The organism is Flavobacterium sp. 11 (assembly GCF_002754315.1).
In the GTDB taxonomy this organism is placed as follows: Bacteria; Bacteroidota; Bacteroidia; order Flavobacteriales; family Flavobacteriaceae; genus Flavobacterium; species Flavobacterium algoritolerans.
This window is the reverse complement of sequence record NZ_PEFE01000001.1, coordinates 2634294-2654003: the sequence shown is the minus strand read 5'-3', so window position 1 is coordinate 2654003 and position 19710 is coordinate 2634294. Positions and strand designations below refer to the sequence as shown.

The 19710-nt window shown below is 34.2% G+C and carries 13 protein-coding genes; 12 read left to right on the top strand and 1 reads right to left on the bottom strand.

Annotated elements, in window-relative coordinates:
* Positions 1–18 precede the first annotated feature (18 nt).
* Together CLV00_RS11510 and CLV00_RS11505 are read left to right on the top strand one after the other, a co-directional pair.
* On the top strand, positions 19–933 hold the full coding sequence (locus tag CLV00_RS11510; RefSeq protein ID WP_099715337.1) for a FecR family protein: 915 nt from the start codon (positions 19–21) through the stop codon (positions 931–933).
* Positions 920–3454: a carboxypeptidase-like regulatory domain-containing protein gene (locus tag CLV00_RS11505; protein ID WP_099715336.1), complete on the top strand. Its 2535-nt coding sequence runs from the start codon at positions 920–922 to the stop codon at positions 3452–3454. Before CLV00_RS11510 ends, CLV00_RS11505 begins: the two co-directional genes overlap by 14 nt.
* A gap of 80 nt (positions 3455–3534) precedes the next feature.
* Here CLV00_RS11505 and glmM read toward each other — a convergent pair whose 3' ends face one another.
* The gene (gene glmM / locus CLV00_RS11500) at positions 3535–4923 is read right to left on the bottom strand and encodes a phosphoglucosamine mutase (RefSeq protein WP_099715335.1); all 1389 of its coding nucleotides are present in this window, start codon (positions 4921–4923) and stop codon (positions 3535–3537) included.
* A gap of 119 nt (positions 4924–5042) precedes the next feature.
* On the opposite strand from glmM, the gene CLV00_RS11495 reads away from it, so the two are divergent.
* The 10 genes from CLV00_RS11495 (at position 5043) to CLV00_RS11450 (ending at position 19639) form a co-directional block, all read left to right on the top strand.
* Positions 5043–5627, top strand: coding sequence for an ACP phosphodiesterase (locus tag CLV00_RS11495; protein WP_099715334.1), 585 nt, complete (start codon positions 5043–5045; stop codon positions 5625–5627).
* Complete coding sequence (ggt, locus tag CLV00_RS11490; protein ID WP_099715333.1) at positions 5624–7309, top strand: gamma-glutamyltransferase; 1686 nt, start codon at positions 5624–5626, stop codon at positions 7307–7309. Before CLV00_RS11495 ends, ggt (CLV00_RS11490) begins: the two co-directional genes overlap by 4 nt.
* 14 nt (positions 7310–7323) lie before the next feature.
* On the top strand, positions 7324–9009 hold the full coding sequence (ggt, locus tag CLV00_RS11485) for a gamma-glutamyltransferase (protein WP_099715332.1): 1686 nt from the start codon (positions 7324–7326) through the stop codon (positions 9007–9009).
* Between the two features lie 13 nt (positions 9010–9022).
* On the top strand, positions 9023–9691 hold the full coding sequence (locus CLV00_RS11480) for a DNA alkylation repair protein (RefSeq protein WP_099715331.1): 669 nt from the start codon (positions 9023–9025) through the stop codon (positions 9689–9691).
* A 42-nt stretch (positions 9692–9733) separates the two neighbouring features.
* Positions 9734–11518, top strand: a complete 1785-nt coding sequence (locus CLV00_RS11475) for a chloride channel protein (RefSeq protein ID WP_099715330.1) — start codon at positions 9734–9736, stop codon at positions 11516–11518.
* Positions 11519–11579: 61 nt separating this feature from the next.
* The gene (locus tag CLV00_RS11470) at positions 11580–12533 is read left to right on the top strand and encodes a Fic family protein (RefSeq protein ID WP_099715329.1); all 954 of its coding nucleotides are present in this window, start codon (positions 11580–11582) and stop codon (positions 12531–12533) included.
* A gap of 100 nt (positions 12534–12633) precedes the next feature.
* Complete coding sequence (gene uvrA, locus CLV00_RS11465; protein WP_099715328.1) at positions 12634–15465, top strand: excinuclease ABC subunit UvrA; 2832 nt, start codon at positions 12634–12636, stop codon at positions 15463–15465.
* A gap of 34 nt (positions 15466–15499) precedes the next feature.
* Positions 15500–15859 (top strand): cupin domain-containing protein, encoded by a 360-nt coding sequence (locus tag CLV00_RS11460; protein WP_099715327.1) that lies wholly within the window; start codon positions 15500–15502, stop codon positions 15857–15859.
* Positions 15860–15972: 113 nt separating this feature from the next.
* Entirely contained in the window at positions 15973–16701 is a 729-nt protein-coding gene (locus CLV00_RS11455) for a TIGR00730 family Rossman fold protein (RefSeq protein ID WP_099715326.1), read from the top strand.
* A gap of 190 nt (positions 16702–16891) precedes the next feature.
* Positions 16892–19639: an aminopeptidase gene (locus tag CLV00_RS11450; RefSeq protein WP_099716319.1), complete on the top strand. Its 2748-nt coding sequence runs from the start codon at positions 16892–16894 to the stop codon at positions 19637–19639.
* Positions 19640–19710 lie beyond the last annotated feature (71 nt).

Sequence of the window (19710 nt, the reverse complement as noted above, 5' to 3'; positions counted from 1 at the left end):
TAAACATAGAGATATAAAATGAAAAACGAAAAAGAGATATTAAAATGGTTAAATAATGAGCTTTCAAGCCAAGAAATTGAAGATTTAAAACAATCTGAAGATTTACAAACACTTGAAAAAATTGCTCATTATGCATCACAACTGGAAGCTCCAAAAGTAGATGCGCACGCTGCTTTGGAAGCTTTTAAAGCCCGAAACCATTCTAAAAAGAAAACAAAAGTAAGAACTTTAAACTTCAAAACATTTTACAGAGTAGCTGCAGTTCTTGCCGTTATGTTAACCTCTGCTTATTTCATGTTTTTTAATAACATTACCTCTTTTGAAACCCAAATAGCGCAAACAAAATCAGTAACGTTACCAGATAATTCTGAAGTAATATTAAACTCTGCTTCAAAATTAAGTTTTAACGAAAAAAAATGGGCTGACAAAAGAGCTTTAACGTTAGAAGGAGAAGCTTTTTTCAAAGTTCAGAAAGGGCAAACTTTTAGTGTAAACACAACTGCGGGAGTTGTTACCGTTTTAGGGACGCAATTTAACGTAAAAGAACGCAAAAACTATTTTGAAGTAAATTGTTACGAAGGTTTAGTGAGTGTAACATATAATAACGAAACCATTAAACTACCTCCCGGAAAAACCTTCCGAGTTATAAATGGAATTATCGAAAATGTTGAAGATTTTAACGTCCAAAATCCTTCGTGGATTCAACAAGAATCAAGCTTTAATAAGATTCCTTTGGATCAGGTTATTGCAGAATTAGAACGTCAATACGATATAAAAATTAAAGTGGAAGGTGTCGATACTTCAAAACTATTTACGGGAAGTTTTACACATACTGATAAAGAAATAGCACTTCAAGCAGTAACAATTCCGCTTAAATTAAGTTACAAGATTCAAGGCAAAACCATTATATTTTACAACTATGGTGTTAAATAAATGGCTGATTTCTCTGTTACTTTGTATTGGCAGTATTTGTTACGGACAAAATACAACTAAAAAAACACCTTTAAGTGCCGTTATTATTTCCCTCGAAAAACAATTTAATATTAAGTTTTCGTACGCAGTTGAAGATGTAGCCACAATTAAAATTGACAAACCGAATGCTGCTTTTACATTACAAGAAACAATTGATTATCTAAACTCAAAAACACTTTTAAATTTCAAAGCTTTAGACGATCGATATGTTACCGTTTCTGTGCTAAACAAAACAATATCGGTTTGCGGAATTGTTTTATCCGATGAAAAGAAATCTCGTTTAGTTGGCGCTTCTGTACTGGTAAACAACATTGGAAGAAGTACAATCACAGATGAAAATGGTAAATTTAGCTTAACAAATATTCCAATAACTGCAACGCTTACTGTTTCTTATGTGGGTTTTGAGTCCAGACAGTTTTCTGCTAACGAATTGTTTTCTGCACAAAATAATTGCAAAGAAATTGTCCTTTCCACAAAAAACGAAGAGTTGAATCAGGTTATGATAAATGTTTATTTAACGCCCGGATTACAAAAATACCTGGATGGAAGCACCGTTTTAAACACTAAAAAATTCGGTATTCTTCCAGGATTAATCGAACCCGATATTTTGCAATCTGTTCAAGCGCTTCCCGGTGTAGAAAGTACTAATGAAAGCATTGCTAATATCAACGTGCGCGGCGGAACTAATGATCAGAATTTAGTGCTTTGGGACAATATCAAAATGTATCATTCCGGTCATTTCTTCGGGCTAATATCTGCTTACAATCCCAATCTTACCAACAAAGTTATCGTCAGTAAAAACGGAACAAGTGCTGAATACAGCGATGGCGTTTCCAGTACGATTAACATGTACACGAAAGATTTGGTTACCAATACCTTTTCTGGTGGTGCAGGAATTAACTCCATTAGCGCCGATGCTTTTTTAGAAATTCCAATAACTAAAAAATTAGAACTTCATATTTCAGGACGTCGCTCAATTACTGATTTGTTTAAATCGCCTACGTACACAAAATACTTTGATCGTAGTTTTCAAGACACTGAAATCAATGCGGATAGCGACCGGCACGATACGTCTTCTGATTTCTACTTTTATGATTATACTGCTAAATTACTTTTTGATTTGAATGAAAAACATCAATTTAGAGTAAATATTATTGGTATCAATAACGCTTTGGATTATTCGGAACGTCTCACAAATTCAAACGAAACCCAATCCAAAACCAGTACTTTATCCCAGAAAAACATGGGTTACGGCGGAAATTGGAAAGCACAATGGAATTCAAAATTAAGTTCAAACTTCATTACTTACTTTTCCAGATACAATATTGATGCTAAAGATTACAGGGTAGAAACGGATCAGCGCTTGACAGAAGCTAATGAAGTACAGGAAACTGGAGTGAAATTAAATACCTATTACAAAACAAATGACAACCTAAATTTCTTGTTTGGATACCAATTCAATGAAACTGGGATGTTAAACCAAACCACCGTTAGCGCTCCGTTTTATTCCAGTACTAAAAAAGATGTTTTATTGAATCACGCCTTATTTTCAGAAGTGGAATACAATAAAAACAATACGTATTTAAGAGTTGGATTGCGTTTGAATTATTTTCAAAAATTCGAAAAGCTTTTGGTCGAGCCAAGAATAAACATTCGACAAAAATTATCAGATCAATTTGCTTTAAAATTAGAAGGAGAATTCAAAAATCAATCCACTACGCAAATCGTGGATTTTGAAGATGATTTTTTAGGTGTCGAAAAAAGACGTTGGGTTTTAGTAAACGATAAAGACATTCCGATTGCGACGAGCAAACAAGGTTCTTTTGGTGTCGAATTCAATAAAAATAAACTAAATATTGAAGCTACAGGATTTTATAAGATAGTTGACGGCATCACAGCTTCTAATCAGGGTTTCTACAACAGCTTTCAGTTTAATAATGCGAATGGAAGTTACACCGCAAAAGGTTTTGAATTTTTAGCCAATAAAACAGCGCGTCAATACAGCGTTTGGGTAAGTTATACGTTTAGTACAAATGACTATGAATTTGATACTTTTACGCCTTCTACTTTTCCTAATAATGTAGATATAAGACATTCTGTATCACTTGGTTTTTATTACGACATTCTTAAAAATCTAAAAATAGCGATTGGTGGAATTTGGAGAAATGGTCAGCCGTATACAAAACCAATTGATGGGAATGAAACCGTTCAAAACGGAAATAATACCATGGTAAATTATGATTCACCAAACAGTGAAAACCTAGATAATTTCATGCGATTGGATGCTTCTTTAAATTATAATTTCAATCTGTCTGAATCTATTAAAGCTTCGTTTACTGCCGGAGTAATTAACGTTACCAATCAAGATAATGATATCAATCGTTATTATAAAGTCAATCCAAATGACTCGAATGATGCTATTCAAGTAGATAATAAATCGCTGGGCTTAACGCCAAATGTAAGTTTTAGAGTGAATTTTTAATTTCAATTTTACTGTATTCTAAAAATAAAACCCTTTCAAAATAGAATTTGAAAGGGTTATTTTTATATATGAATACGAAATTATATTCCGGCAATTGCTTTTATTTCGTCAATGATTCGTAATGCCAAAGCATCTGCTTTTTCTTGTGAAGCCGCTTCGGTATAAATACGAATAATAGGTTCTGTATTTGATTTTCTAAGATGAACCCAATTTTCAGCAAAATCAATTTTCACACCGTCAATAGTGGTTATATCTTCATTTTTGTATTTCTCCGTCATGGCAACAAGAATCGCATCCACATCAATTTGTGGTGTCAATTCGATTTTGTTTTTGCTCATATAATATTCCGGATATGAAGCACGCAAAGCAGAAACTGTCATTTTTTTGTTGGCTAAATGCGTTAAAAACAACGCCACTCCTACCAAACTATCACGTCCGTAATGCAATTCAGGATAAATGATTCCGCCGTTTCCTTCACCACCTATTATAGCATTATTTTTTTTCATTAATTCCACTACATTCACCTCACCTACGGCACTGGCTTCATAGCTTCCGTTATGCATATTAGTCACATCACGCAAAGCACGGGAAGACGACATATTCGAAACGGTGTTTCCTGGCGTTTTACTCAATACATAATCGGCGCAAGCCACCAAAGTGTATTCTTCTCCAAACATTTCTCCGTCTTCGCAAATGAAAGCCAAACGATCTACATCTGGATCCACAACGATTCCTAAGTGTGCTTTTTCTTTTACAACCAATTCTGAAATATCAGTCAAATGTTCTTTTAAAGGTTCTGGATTATGAGGAAAATGTCCGTTTGGTTCACAATATAATTCTACTACTTCAACGCCCATTAATTCCAATAATCTTGGGATAATAATTCCTCCTGAAGAGTTTACACCATCAACAACCACTTTAAATTTAGCTGCTTTTACTGCATCAACATCTACCAAAGGCAAATTCAATACTTCATCAATATGAATATCCATATAAGCATCGTTAATCATAATGGCCCCTAAATCATCTACATCCGAGAAATCGAAAGCTTCCGCTTCAGCAATTTCAAGAATTTTAAGTCCTTCTTCACCATTCAGGAATTCTCCTTTTTCGTTCAATAATTTCAAGGCATTCCATTGTTTTGGATTATGGGAAGCAGTAAGGATAATTCCTCCTTCGGCATTTTCTAACGGAACGGCCACTTCAACAGTTGGCGTTGTCGAAAGCCCCAAATCAATCACATCAATTCCTAAACCAATTAAAGTATTTACCACCAAATTGTGAATCATTGGTCCCGAAATACGGGCGTCACGACCTACAACAACAGTGATTTTTTCTTTTCCAATATATTTTTTCAACCAAGTTCCATACGCCGAAGCAAATTTAACTGCATCAACTGGTGTCAGGTTATCCCCAACTTTACCTCCTATTGTTCCACGAATTCCCGATATTGATTTTATTAAAGTCATTGATTATTATTTTAATTTTTGAATTATAAATTTTAAATTGCTCACAAATATAATAATTGACGGTTTATAAAAGTCATTTAGAATTCAAAATTCATCATTTAAATTCCTAAATTAGGCGAATGAATTTTCTAGCACACATCTATCTTTCCGGTGACAATGATTTAATCAAAATTGGCAATTTTATGGCCGATGGAATTCGTGGAAAACATTTTGAAAGTTATCCTTTAGAAATTCAAAAAGGAATCATTCTGCACCGCGCCATTGATACTTTTACCGATGCTCATCCCATTTTTAGAAAAAGTACCAAACGCCTTCATGAAAAATACCATCATTACGCAGGTGTAATAGTGGATGTTTTTTATGATCATTTTTTGGCTAAAAACTGGAACACATATTCTGATGAAAAACTGGATGATTTTGTAGCACGATTTTATCAATCCCTGCACGATAACCATATTAATCTTTCGGAAAGAACCAAGGGAATGATGCCTTACATGATTGAACACAACTGGCTGGTGAGTTATGAAACCGTTGAAGGAATTAACCGGATTTTGACGCAAATGGATCAACGTACCAAAAACGAATCTAAAATGCGATTTGCCACTAATGAACTTTCTGAATTTTATCCTGAATTTGAAGAGGAATTCACCAATTTCTTTCAAGAATTAATCCTATTTTCGAATACTAAAATAATCACTTTATGAAAAAAATACTTTTTCTGCTTGCCTTTGCCGTTTTGGGTTGTAAATCGAATGAAAAAACTGTTGAACCAACTGGTTTAGTAACTTCAAAAGCTATGGTAGTTTCAGCTCGTGAAGAAGCTTCTCAAATTGGAGTTGAAATCATGAAAAAAGGCGGAAACGCTTTTGATGCTATGGTTGCCACAGAACTAGCATTAGCGGTTTCACATCCACAGGCAGGAAATATTGGCGGTGGCGGTTTCATGGTTTTCAGAAAAGCCAATGGCGAAACTGGAGCAATCGATTACAGAGAAAAAGCACCTTTAGCAGCGTCTAAAGATATGTTTTTGGATGAAAAAGGAAATGTTATAGAAGGTAAAAGTAGAGAAACCGCTTTGGCCTCCGGAATTCCGGGTACCATTGCAGGAATATTTGAAGTGCATAAAAAATACGGTTCTTTACCCATAAGCGAAATTCTGAAACCTGTAATTGCATTGGCCGAAAGAGGTGTCGTTGTCACTAAATTTCAAGCCGAAAGTTTGGCTTATTACAGAGCTTCCTTTATCAAAAGCAATGGTAAGAACAGTTTGTTTTCTAAAGCATATAAAGAGAATGACACTATAAAATATACAGCATTAGCAGCAACATTAAAACGAATTGCACAAAACGGTCGAGATGAATTTTACAAAGGAGAAACAGCTCAAAAGTTAGTTGCTTTTCTGGCTAAAAAAGGCGGAAATACAACATTAGAAGATTTAAACAGTTATAATGCCAAATGGAGAACTTCAATTACTTTTCAGTATAAAAATTTAAAAATCACTTCGATGTCACCTCCCAGCAGTGGCGGAATTTGTTTGAATCAAATCATGAAAATGATTGAGCCTTTCAACCTTTCACAAATGGGACACAACAGCTTGAAAACGATTCAAGTAATTACAGAAGCTGAACGAAGAGCATATGCTGACAGAAATTATTTCTTGGGTGATCCAGATTTTGTAAAACTTCCTATAAAAGAATTACTAAGTCCATCCTATTTAGAAAAAAGAATGAGTGATTTTTCATTCGATACAGCTTCAAAATCCTCGGATATTGCCCATGGAACAATCAAAGGATATGAAAGCAACCAAACTACGCATTATTCTATTGTTGATTCAAAAGGAAATGCAGTTTCGGCAACGACTACTTTAAATGATAATTATGGTTCTAAAATATATTGCGATGAATTGGGTTTCTTTTTGAATAATCAAATGGACGATTTTAGTGCCAAACCAGGAGTTCCAAACTTATACGGATTAACTGGAAGCGAAGCTAACAGTATTGCTCCTGGAAAAAGAATGTTGAGTTCCATGACACCAACGATTGTTGAAAAAGACAACAAACTGTTCATGGTTGTAGGTACGCCGGGAGGTTCCACCATTATCACATCGGTTTTACAAACGATATTGAATGTGTATGAATTTGATATGAGTATGCAAGAAGCGGTAAATGCCCCACGTTTTCATCATCAGTGGTTACCTGATGAGATTACTTTTGAACCGAATTCTTTCGATAAAGAATTATTAACCAATTTGAAGAAAAAAGGATATTTAATCAATGAAAAAAACAAAGAAATCATTGGCGAAGTCGATGCGGTTTTGATTCTTCCAAATGGAAAATTGGAAGGTGGCGCAGACAAAAGAGGTGATAACAAAGCCGTTGGTTTTTAAATTTTACTATTCGAATGAAAAAAATTATTATTCTATTGAGTGTTCTTTCTATTGGTTGTAAAACCCAAAATGTAATGGTTCAACCCACTGGAGTTGTTGCCAATGAAGCAATGGTTGTTTCGGCACGTGAAGAAGCTTCAAAAATTGGAGTTGAAATCATGAAAAAAGGCGGAAATGCTTTTGATGCGATGGTCGCAACTGAATTGGCTTTGGCTGTAGCCTATCCGTTTGCAGGAAATCTTGGCGGCGGTGGTTTTATGGTGTATCGAAAAGCAAATGGAGAAATTGGTTCTTTGGATTACCGTGAAAAAGCACCATTGGCAGCCACAAAAGATATGTTTCTGGATGAAAAAGGAAATGTTATAAAAGGAAAAAGTACCGAATCTTCTCTTGCTATTGGAGTTCCCGGAACGATTGCCGGTGTTTTTGCAGTACATGAAAAATTGGGTTCCTTGCCGATTGAAGAAATTCTGAAACCTGTAATTGAACTGGCAGAAAGAGGTGTCATTGTTACCAAAAAACAAGAAGACCGATTGACTGCTTATCGAGCCAAAATCATAAAAATAAATGGTGACAAAACATTATTTGCAACTGCATTTAAAGAAAATGATGTTATAAAATATCCTGCGCTGGCAGCTACATTGAAAAGGATTTCAAAAAATGGCAGAGATGAATTTTACAAAGGCGAAACAGCTAAAATATTAGTTAAATATCTTCAGGAAAAAGGAGCAATAATCACATTAGAAGATTTGGCAAAATACGAAGCCAAATGGAGAACACCACTCACATTTGATTACAAAGATTTAAAGGTTATTTCTATGCCTCCACCCAGCAGTGGCGGAATATGTCTGGCTGAAATTTTCAAAATGATAGCACCTTTCGATCTGGCTAAAATGGGACATAACTCAACAGAAGCTATTCAAGTTATCGTAGAAGCCGAAAAAAGAGCCTATGCAGACAGAAGTTATTATCTGGGCGATCCTGATTTTGTAAAAATCCCTTTGAAAGCCTTAATGGATGATGATTATTTGAAACAAAGAATGTCAAATTTTAGTTTTGAAAAAGCCACTTTATCATCGGATATAAAGGAAGGAAAAGTAAATTATAATGAAAGTACCGAGACCACCCATTATTCAATTGTGGATCAGTTTGGCAATGCGGTTTCGTCAACTACTACGTTAAACGACGGGTATGGTTCTAAATATTATTGTGATGAATTAGGCTTTTTCCTCAACAATGAAATGGATGATTTCAGTGCCAAACCAGGTGAACCAAATATGTTTGGATTAGTGGGAAATGAAGCCAACAGTATTGCGCCACAAAAACGAATGTTGAGTTCCATGACGCCAACTATTGTAGAGAAAAACGGGAAATTATTTATGGTTGTGGGTTCTCCGGGCGGTTCTACAATTATCACATCGGTATTACAAACAATATTAAATGTTTACGAATATCGTTTGAGTATGCAAGAAGCGGTAAATGCACCACGTTTTCACCACCAATGGTTACCGGATTTAATCACTTTTGAACCCAATACTTTCGATACAAAAACCTTTGAAACCCTGAAATCAAAAGGATATCTTATCAATGAAAAAACAACACCCGTAATAGGAAAAGTAGATGCCATTTTGGTTTTACCAAATAAAAAACTCGAAGGTGGCGCAGATTTTAGAGGGGATGACAAAGCAGTTGGATTTTAAGAAATACTAATTTATGAACTTTATACTTGCGTTAGAAACCGCTTTTGCAGTAAATAAAAACCCTGAAAATGCTTTTGCGATGGCAAAATACATGAAGAATAACTTTCCGTTTTTTGGAATAAAAACCGAGGAACGAAGACGTATTTTTAAGGAAATTTGGAAAGAAAACAAAAACGAGGTTTCAGCAAACGCAAGAGTAATTGCACTAGATTTATATTCAATACAAGAGCGGGAATTTCATTATTGTGCGATTGAAATCTTGATAAAAGAACTCAAAGGAAATTATAAAAAAGAAGATATTCAACTGATTGAAAAACTAATTCTGAACAATTCTTGGTGGGACAGCGTCGATACGATTGCTAAGTACATTTTGGGAGAATATCTTTTGGAATTTCCATTAGAAACCAAAAATGTAATAGAACGATTTTCAAATTCAGAGAATATGTGGTTGAACCGGAGCGCTATTTTATTTCAATTGGGTTACAAACAAAAAACGAATACTGATTTTTTATTTTCAGAATGTCTTAAACTAGCTTATTCTAAGGAATTTTTTATTCAAAAAGCAATTGGCTGGGCGTTACGGGAATATGCAAAGTCAAATCCCGAAATTGTGAGACAGTTTGTAGAAAACAGTAATTTAAAACCATTAAGCACAAAAGAAGCGTTGAAAAATATTTGTTGAAATTAAAATAATAGTAGTTTTGCACCCCTTTTAAAAATTATCATGTTCAAAAAATATATTTCGAAATTAGAAACCATAATAGCTTTTGCGCAATCTATGTTGACGCCAAAGCAGTTTATATTTTTATCGGCGGTTTTGGTTGGTATTTCGGCTGCATTTGCTGTTATCGTTTTAAAAACTTTTGCGCACTGGGTCTTTTCTTTTGCTACCTATGTCAGTGGAATTTTAAAATTGGGATTCATCAATAGTATTTTGCCGATAATTGGTATTCTGCTTACTGTTTTTGTTGTCAAAAGAGTTTTGGGAGGAACTATCCAAAAAGGAACTTCACAAATTTTATATGCTGTTGCAAAAAAAGCGAGTATTATCCCAAAAAAACAAATGTATGCTCAAATCGTCACAAGTTCCCTGACAGTTGGTTTAGGAGGTTCTGCAGGTTTAGAAAGCCCGATTGTAATTACTGGTGCTGCTTTTGGTTCGAATTATGCCCAAAAATATAAATTAAGTTATAAAGACCGAACGCTACTTATCGGTTGTGGTGTAGCCGCTGGTATCGCTGCTGCTTTTAATGCGCCAATTGCCGGAGTTTTATTTGCAATCGAAGTGCTGTTGGTTGATGTTAGTATTGCAGCATTTACACCCATTATGATTGCAGCTGCAACAGGTGCTTTAGTTTCAGTAATTGCATTAGATGAAGAAATTTTGCTTTCGTTCAAACAACAACAAAGTTTCGATTATCATAACATTATTTTCTATGTTCTCTTAGGTTTGTTTACCGGATTTATTTCGGTTTATTATTCCCGTAATTTTCAGAAAGTAGAACATTTTTTCGCGAGACTCAAATTATCACCTTATAAAAAAGCGTTGTTTGGTTCTTCGATTTTAGCCATTCTCATTTTTATTTTTCCGACGCTTTTTGGTGAAGGTTACGAAAGTATTAAAACAATATCTGACAATGATCCCGGGAAATTATTGGAAAACACATTATTTAGTGGTTTCCGAGACAATAGTTGGGCTTTATTGGTATTTGTAGGTTTGACCATGATGCTGAAAGTTTTTGCAACTGGAATTACTCTGGGAAGTGGAGGAAACGGAGGAAATTTTGCTCCTTCCCTATTTTTGGGATCTTATGTTGGTTTCTTTTTCTCTAAATTTTTAAATCTGACAGGACTTACTAAATTACCTGTCAGTAATTTTACTTTGGTTGGAATGGCCGGAATTTTAAGTGGTTTGTTCCACGCTCCCTTGACTGCGATATTCTTAATTGCTGAAATTACAGGAGGATATAACTTGATGATTCCTTTGATGATTGTGGCTTCCATTAGTTTTGCGATTTCAAAACGATTTGAAAAACATTCTATGGATGTTAAGAATTTAGCTAAAAAAGGGCATGCTTTTACCAGCAATAAAGACACTAATATCCTTTCGACTTTAGAGACGACTTCCATAATTCAAACGGATTATTTAACGGTTTCCCCTGATGAGAATTTAGAAAGACTGGTAGATTTAATTTCGCATTCCAATCAAGTGATTTTTGCAGTGGTTGATACTGAAAAAAACTTATTGGGTATTGTTCACTTTAATGATATTCGAGAAATAATATTCAATACATACCGAGTAAAATATACTTTGGTTAGAGAAATAATGATAGAACCTACAGAAATCATTTCTCCTGATGACAGCATGGAAATGGTCATGAATAAATTCGAAAAATCGAAAAAAGCCTTCTTACCCGTTCTTAAAGACGGAAGATATTATGGTTTTATTTCTAAATCTGTGGCGCTGGAAGCCTATAGAACAAAACTAAAATCAATGACGATAGAATAATTTTAATATCGGATAGTGTTAAATTATAAAATATCCGATAATAAGAAGTATCTTTGTGGTTATGTGGAAGATAGACCTAAACTATAGAGAAGAATTTCAAACAACTTTTGAAAGATTGTATGAAAAAAAGCAAGTTCTGCAAACCAGCAGACCATTGCCAAATATCGCTTTGCATAAAATCAGAGAAAGCCTTTCCATTGAATGGACCTATAACTCTAATAGTATTGAAGGAAATACAATGAGCCTTCGGGAGACACAAATGGTCATTCAAGAAGGTATTACCATTAAAGGTAAATCGCTTAGAGAACATTTTGAAACTCACAATCATGATAAAGCCATTGACTATTTATATTCTATTGTAAATGAAGATTATAATTTAAGGAGTATAGATATTTTGTCTTTGCATGGTTTCGTTTTACGTTCTATAGAAGATGACTTTGCGGGACGCATTCGTAATGGAGGTGTACGCATTACTGGCGCTAATTTCACACCGCCAAATGCAAATAAAGTTTCGGATTTATTGGATGAACTAATTGATTTTATCAATACAAATCCATTAGAGCTTAATGATATTGAACTAGCAACCGTCTTTCATCATAAATTAGTTTGGATACATCCTTTCTTTGATGGAAATGGTCGTACGGTTCGATTGGCAATGAATTTATTACTGATGCGTTCCGGTTTTCCGCCTGCTATAATTTTAAAAAATGACAGAAAGAAATACTACGAAGCATTGAATAAAGCAAATGGTGGTAATTATCAAAAATTAACCCTGCTGATGTGCCAATCTCTTGAGAGAACACTGAATATTTACATTAATGCATTGCCAGGAAATGACAAAGAATATGTAGCAATTTCAAATTTAGTTCAAGAACCTAATATGCCTTACGGCCAAGAATACATAAGTTTATTGGCTAGAACAGGAAAGATTGATGCCTACAAAGAAGGTCGGAACTGGCTTACAACCAGAGAGGCCGTCGAGGATTACATGGCAACCAGAAAAAGAAAACGCTAACTACAATTAGCGTTTTTTATATCCTAATTTAACATAAACTTCTAAAGTGTTCTATTGAAAGAATAAATCAAAATGGTAACTTTGCTTTTTTGCAAAAATTATGCTAGACAAAGACAATACCATTGAAGTTCAAGGCGCTCGCGTTCATAACTTAAAAAACATAGATATTTCCATTCCTCGTGAAAAACTGGTTGTAATTACCGGTCTTTCAGGTTCTGGGAAATCCTCCTTAGCTTTCGATACGATTTATGCCGAAGGGCAACGCCGTTATGTAGAAACATTTTCTGCTTATGCGCGTCAATTTTTGGGCGGTTTGGAACGTCCCGATGTGGATAAAATCGACGGACTTTCCCCAGTAATTGCTATTGAGCAAAAAACGACCAGTAAAAGTCCGCGTTCCACAGTGGGAACTATCACTGAGATTTATGATTTCCTGCGTTTGTTATACGCTCGTGGTGCTGATGCATACAGTTACAATACAGGTGAAAAAATGGTTTCCTATTCTGATGAGCAAATCAAGGATTTGATTATTCATGATTTTAAAGGAAAACGCATTAATATTTTAGCGCCAGTTATACGTGCTCGAAAAGGACATTATGCTGAGCTTTTCCAACAAATTGCCAAGCAAGGTTTCCTAAAAGTTCGCGTAAACGGCGATGTGCTGGATATTACTTTAGGGATGAAATTAGATCGTTATAAAACCCACGATATAGAAATTGTTGTGGATCGAATGGTGATTGAAGATACGCCAGATAACGAAAAACGTTTGACTGAAAGTATCAATACAGCCATGCATCACGGAGAGAATGTATTGATGGTTTTAGACCAAGATTCTAATGAAGTGCGTTTTTTTAGCCGGAATTTGATGTGTCCTTCTACCGGAATTTCATACCAGAATCCCGAACCGAATTTATTCTCTTTCAACTCTCCAAAAGGAGCTTGTGATCATTGCAACGGTTTAGGGATGGTAAACGAAATCAACACCAAAAAGATAATTCCAAACCCGAAATTATCGATAAAAGCGGGTGGTTTTGCTCCTTTGGGCGAATACAAATCCTCTTGGATTTTTAAGCAATTGGAAATTATTGGAGAAAAATATGGTTTCAAATTGACAGATGCTGTGGAAACTATTCCAGCGGAAGCAATGGAAATGATTTTGAATGGTGGAAAAGAAAAATTCACCATCAACTCCAAAGATTTAGGCGTTGCCAGAGAATACAAAATTGATTTTGAAGGGATTTCGCATTTCATAAAAAACCAACATGACGAAAGCGGTTCTACAACCATAAAACGTTGGGCAAAGGAATTCATGGACGAAATAAAATGTCCTGTTTGCGAAGGTTCTCGTTTGAAAAAAGAGGCGCTATTCTTTAAAATCAATGAAAAAAATATTACCGAATTGTGCGATATGGACATTTCGGATTTAACCGCTTGGTTTTTGGATTTAGAAAATCATTTATCTGACAAACAAAAGATTATCGCTACTGAAGTAATCAAAGAGATTAAGGACCGATTGAACTTTTTGATGAATGTAGGTTTGGATTATTTGGCTTTAAGCCGAAGCTCCAAATCACTTTCGGGTGGTGAAGCACAACGTATTCGTTTGGCTACCCAAATTGGTTCACAGTTGGTTGGTGTTTTGTATATTTTGGATGAGCCAAGTATTGGTTTGCACCAAAGAGACAACGATAAACTGATTCATTCTCTGGAACAATTACGAGATATTGGAAACTCTGTAATTGTGGTGGAACACGATAAAGACATGATTGAACGTGCGGATTATGTGATTGATATTGGACCAAAAGCAGGAAAATATGGAGGCGAAATCATCAGCAAAGGAACGCCTGCCGAAATTCTGAAACATCATACTATTACAGCGATGTATATGAACGGCGAAATGAAAATCGAGGTTCCTGCAAAGCGCCGTGAGGGAAATGGGAAGTTTTTAAAACTGACTGGTGCAACAGGAAATAACTTGAAAAATGTTTCGATAGAATTACCTTTGGGTAAAATGATTTGTGTGACCGGAGTTTCGGGAAGTGGAAAATCGACATTGATTAATGAAACGCTCTACCCTATTTTGAACGCGTATTATTTCAACGGTGTCAAGAAACCGCAACCGTATAAAAAAATAGAAGGATTGGAACATATCGATAAAGTGATTGATATTGACCAAAGCCCGATTGGGAGAACACCACGTTCAAATCCGGCAACTTATACCGAAGTTTTCACCGAAATCAGAAATCTGTTTACGATGACTTCTGAAAGTATGATTCGCGGATATAAAGCGGGACGATTTAGTTTTAATGTAAAAGGCGGACGTTGCGAAACCTGTGAAGGTTCTGGTGTGCGAACGATTGAAATGAACTTTTTGCCAGACGTTTATGTAGAATGTGAAACCTGTCAAGGAAAGCGTTTTAACAGAGAAACACTGGAGATTCGATACAAAGGGAAATCCATTTCGGATGTGTTGAATATGACGGTGGATGAAGCGGTTCCGTTTTTTGAAATGATTCCGAAAATTTACAGAAAAGTAAAAACCATTCAGGATGTTGGTTTGGGCTATATAACTCTTGGCCAACAAAGCACTACACTTTCCGGTGGTGAAGCACAACGTATTAAACTGGCCGGAGAATTATCTAAAAAAGATACCGGAAATACGTTTTACATTTTGGACGAACCTACAACAGGATTGCATTTTGAAGACATCAGAGTGTTGATGGAAGTGATTAATAAACTGGTTGATAAAGGAAATACGATATTGATTATCGAGCATAATATGGATGTGATTAAACTGGCCGATTACATTATAGACATTGGACCTGAAGGAGGAAAAGGCGGCGGACAACTTATTGCCAAAGGAACTCCCGAAGAAATTATAAAAATTAAGAAGAGCTATACGGCGCAGTTTTTGAAAAAAGAGTTACTTTAGTATCTATAAATATAAAAAATAATTTCGTTAAGTTATGAATTTAAAAAAAGCGTTCAGTAGTGTCGAAAACTACTTTTCACCTAAAATAATTGGCGAAGTTAATGATCAATTTATCAAAGTAGCTAAAATTAAGGGCCAAGATCTGCCATGGCATAATCACGAAAATGAAGATGAATTATTTTATATTGTAGAAGGCGAGCTTTTAATGGAAATTGAAAACGAGCCAAAATTATCTATGAAAAAAGGAGATTTATTTGTGGTGAAAAAAGGTATTAACCATAGAGTTTCATCAACTGACGAATGTTTAATAATGCTTATAGAATCAAAAACTACCGAACATACAGGTAAAGTTATATCCAAAATAACTAAATCAATTGAAGAACAAACGTATTAAATTTACTTAGCCCTGATAGTAATGAAAATCCTTTATTGTTTTTTTAAACAATAAAGATTGAAAAGGATAGCAGGAATTAGCTCCAAAAAAAATAAGATTATAAAATAGAGAATATGAGATTAGAAGATTTTGATAATGATGAGGATAAAGTAATCCAAGACCGGTTAAAAAGAAAGACTTGGAACGAGATTAGAACCAATGATAGTTGGGCGATTTTTAAAATTATGGCCGAGTTTGTAAACGGTTATGAAAGTATGGGACGCATTGGTCCGTGTGTGAGTATTTTTGGATCTGCCAGAACGAAACCCGAAGATCCTAATTATTTATTGGCAGAAAAAATTGCCTACAAAATAAGTAAAGCCGGCTACGGTGTGATTACCGGTGGTGGACCGGGAATTATGGAAGCGGGAAATAAAGGAGCGCATTTAGGTGGAGGAACATCGGTAGGGTTGAATATTGAATTGCCTTTTGAGCAACATTTCAACCCGTATATTGACAGCGATAAAAACTTGAATTTTGATTATTTCTTCGTTCGAAAAGTAATGTTTGTTAAATATTCCCAAGGATTTGTGGTGATGCCAGGAGGTTTTGGAACCATGGATGAGTTGTTTGAAGCGATTACTTTGATTCAAACAAAAAAAATTGCAAAATTCCCTATTATATTGGTTGGAACCAGCTTTTGGTCGGGATTAATTGAATGGATAAAAACAGTTTTAATAGAAAAAGAACATACCGTAAGTGCCGAAGATTTGAATTTATTCAAAATTGTGGATACTGAAGATGAAGTGGTTGATGTGCTGGATAAGTTCTATAAAAAATACGATTTAACCCCTAATTTTTAACAAAAAAGCTGTCTAATCAACAGCTTTTTTTATGTTAATTAGACTGTTTTTATAGTGTTTTATTCTAAAAAAAAGTATATTTATTTTTTTAATAAATTAATATCTGAATTTGAACTCATTCTTTAAAATTACGTTTTATGCTCTTGTTTTATTACTTTCTGTAAAGCAATATGCACAACATCATTCTGATATAACGGCTGAGTTAAATACGGAGAATAAAACGTTGAATATTCAACAACAAATTACTTTTTTTAATCAGTCAAACGATACGTTAACCTCGATTGTACTGAACGATTGGAATAATGCTTTTTCTACTAAAAATACTCCTTTAGCCAAACGTTTTTCTGATGAGTTTTATAGAGGTTTTCACTTAGCGAAAGAAGAAGAGCGCGGAAGCACGAAAAATGTAATCATTTTAGATGCAAATAAATTGGTTTTATCATGGGAAAGACCAGATAGAAATCCTGATTTGATTGAAATTAAATTAAGCCAAAATTTACTTCCGAATCAAAAAATTGTTTTGCAGCTGACTTATCTAACTAAAATTCCAAGCGATAAATTCACAAAATACGGATACAATAATAACGGAATTATACACCTTAAAAACTGGTTTCTTACGCCAGCCCGTTATGAAAATCATGATTTTATACGCTACAGTAATACCAATTTAGATGATATTGCCAATGCTTATTCAAGTTTTGAAATTGATTTAAAAACACCTAAAAATTTCGAAGCTATTTCTGATTTAAAAAGCAGTAAATCAAGTGTTAATGACCCTTTTATAAATTATAAATTATCGGGAAATAACAGGGCCGATTTCAATCTTATCATAGAGCCAAAAACCCATTTTGAAAGTTATACAAATAGTGCTATTGAAGTACTGACCGATTTAAGAAACAATAAATTAGATAATATTCAAAAAGCGATTGTAATCGATCGAATTGTGAATTTTGCAAACGATTTAATTGGAAAATATCCACATGAAAAGATTATTGTTTCTCAAACGGATTATGAGAGAAATCCTTTTTATGGCTTGAATCAGCTTCCTTCTTTTATAAGTCCCTTTTCAGATGAATTTCTTTTTGAAATTAAATTTCTGAAAACCTATCTGAATGAATATTTAAAAACAAGTTTACAATTAGACCCCCGAAAAGACAATTGGATATATGATGGTTTGCAGGTTTATGCCATGATGAAGTATATGGATGAAAATCACCCAAATACTAAAATGATGGGAAGTGTGTCTAACCTCCGACTATTGAAGAGTTATAATATTGCCAATATTGGTTTTAATGATCAGTATAGTTATTTCTATATGCTGATGGCTCGAAAAAACCTGGATCAAGCACTTGGAGATCCAAAAAACACGTTGATAAAATTCAATGAACAAATAGCCAGTAAATATCGTTCCGGATTAAGTATTCGATTTTTAGATGATTATTTACAAAATGATGCTGTACCTGCCAGTATCAAACAATTTTACAATCAAAATCAGATCAAACAAGTTTCCAAAACAGATTTTGAAACTATATTAAAATCAAATACCGACAAAGACATTAATTGGTTTTTCAATACCATAATTAATTCCAGAGCTATTATTGACTATAAATTTTCCAGTGTTAAGAAAACCAAAGACAGCATCACTTTTTCAGTAATAAACAAGACAGAAACTCCTATTCCCATCCCTGTTTATGGTACAAAAAAAGGCGCGGTAGTTTTTAAACAATGGCTGGATATTGAAGAATGCGACAGTACTTTTACGTTTCCGAGAAATGGTGCAGATAAAATTATTTTAAATTTAAAGAATGAAGTCCCTGAATATAATTTAAGAAATAACTGGAAAAAACTAGATGGTTTTTTTCCGAATAACCGTCCGGTTAAGTTTGTGTTTTTAAAAGATTTAGAAGATCCTTATTACAATCAAGTTTTATACGTTCCGTCTATATATTATAATTTATACGACGGAATAACTCCCGGAATACGATTGCATAATAAAACTATTTTGGACAAGCCATTCACATTTGACATCAATCCATCCTACTCTACTAAATCTAATAATTTATCTGGATTAGTTTCATTTGCAGTTAATCAGAATTATCGAAACAGCACGCTTTATAATGTAAAATATTCTGTTAGCGGTTCTTACTTTCATTATGCGCAAGATGCTTCTTACCTGAGAATAAATCCTATGGTTCAATTGCGAATTCGGGAGCCTAATTTCAGAGATAACAGAAAACAACTGATTCTTTTGCGACAAGTTATCGTAAACAAGGAAAAAAGTGCTTTTACAATGGACAATGCCCCATCTAATTATTCCATTTTTGACGCACGCTATGTCAATACAAAAACCGAAGTAACGAATCATTTCAATTTTAGTTCTGATATTCAAATTTCGGGGAAGTTTGGAAAAGTAAACGGAGAAATAGAATATCGAAAGCTTTTTGAAAACAATCGTCAAATTAATTTGCGATTCTATGCAGGTAGTTTTTTATACAACAAAACCGAATCTGATTTTTTTAGTTTCGCATCAGACCGACCTACCGATTATTTGTTTGATTATAATTATTTTGGACGTTCAGAGAGCACTGGTTTTTACAGTCAACAATTCATAATGGCAGAAGGTGGTTTTAAATCAAAAATGGATACTCCGTATGCTAATAGATGGATTACCAGTTTAAATGCAAGTGTGAGCATATGGAACTGGATAGAAATTTATGGAGATGTCGGTTTTATTAAAAATAAAAGCCAAAATGCAAAGTTTTTATACGACAGCGGGATTCGTCTCAACCTTGTTACAGATTACTTTGAGCTGTATTTTCCTGTATATTCGAATAATGGATGGGAAATAGCGCAAAATAATTATAACGAGAAAGTACGATTTATAGTTACTTTTTCGCCTAAAACATTAATCAATCTTTTTAATCGAAAATGGTTCTAATCCAATATAATTTTCATTATTCATTAAACTATTCTCATTAAAATGAATTTAAAATTACATATAACAAAAAA

Bases quoted from the DNA above. Each gene is read 5' to 3' on its own strand.
- glmM (WP_099715335.1), bottom strand. From the start codon at position 4,923: ATGACTTTAATAAAATCAATATCGGGAATTCGTGGAACAATAGGAGGT.
- CLV00_RS11460 (WP_099715327.1), top strand. From the start codon at position 15,500: ATGAATTTAAAAAAAGCGTTCAGTAGTGTCGAAAACTACTTTTCACCT.
- CLV00_RS11505 (WP_099715336.1), top strand. From the start codon at position 920: ATGGTGTTAAATAAATGGCTGATTTCTCTGTTACTTTGTATTGGCAGT.
- uvrA (WP_099715328.1), top strand. From the start codon at position 12,634: ATGCTAGACAAAGACAATACCATTGAAGTTCAAGGCGCTCGCGTTCAT.
- ggt (WP_099715332.1), top strand. From the start codon at position 7,324: ATGAAAAAAATTATTATTCTATTGAGTGTTCTTTCTATTGGTTGTAAA.
- CLV00_RS11475 (WP_099715330.1), top strand. From the start codon at position 9,734: ATGTTCAAAAAATATATTTCGAAATTAGAAACCATAATAGCTTTTGCG.
- CLV00_RS11470 (WP_099715329.1), top strand. From the start codon at position 11,580: ATGTGGAAGATAGACCTAAACTATAGAGAAGAATTTCAAACAACTTTT.
- CLV00_RS11480 (WP_099715331.1), top strand. From the start codon at position 9,023: ATGAACTTTATACTTGCGTTAGAAACCGCTTTTGCAGTAAATAAAAAC.
- ggt (WP_099715333.1), top strand. From the start codon at position 5,624: ATGAAAAAAATACTTTTTCTGCTTGCCTTTGCCGTTTTGGGTTGTAAA.
- CLV00_RS11510 (WP_099715337.1), top strand. From the start codon at position 19: ATGAAAAACGAAAAAGAGATATTAAAATGGTTAAATAATGAGCTTTCA.
- CLV00_RS11495 (WP_099715334.1), top strand. From the start codon at position 5,043: ATGAATTTTCTAGCACACATCTATCTTTCCGGTGACAATGATTTAATC.
- CLV00_RS11455 (WP_099715326.1), top strand. From the start codon at position 15,973: ATGAGATTAGAAGATTTTGATAATGATGAGGATAAAGTAATCCAAGAC.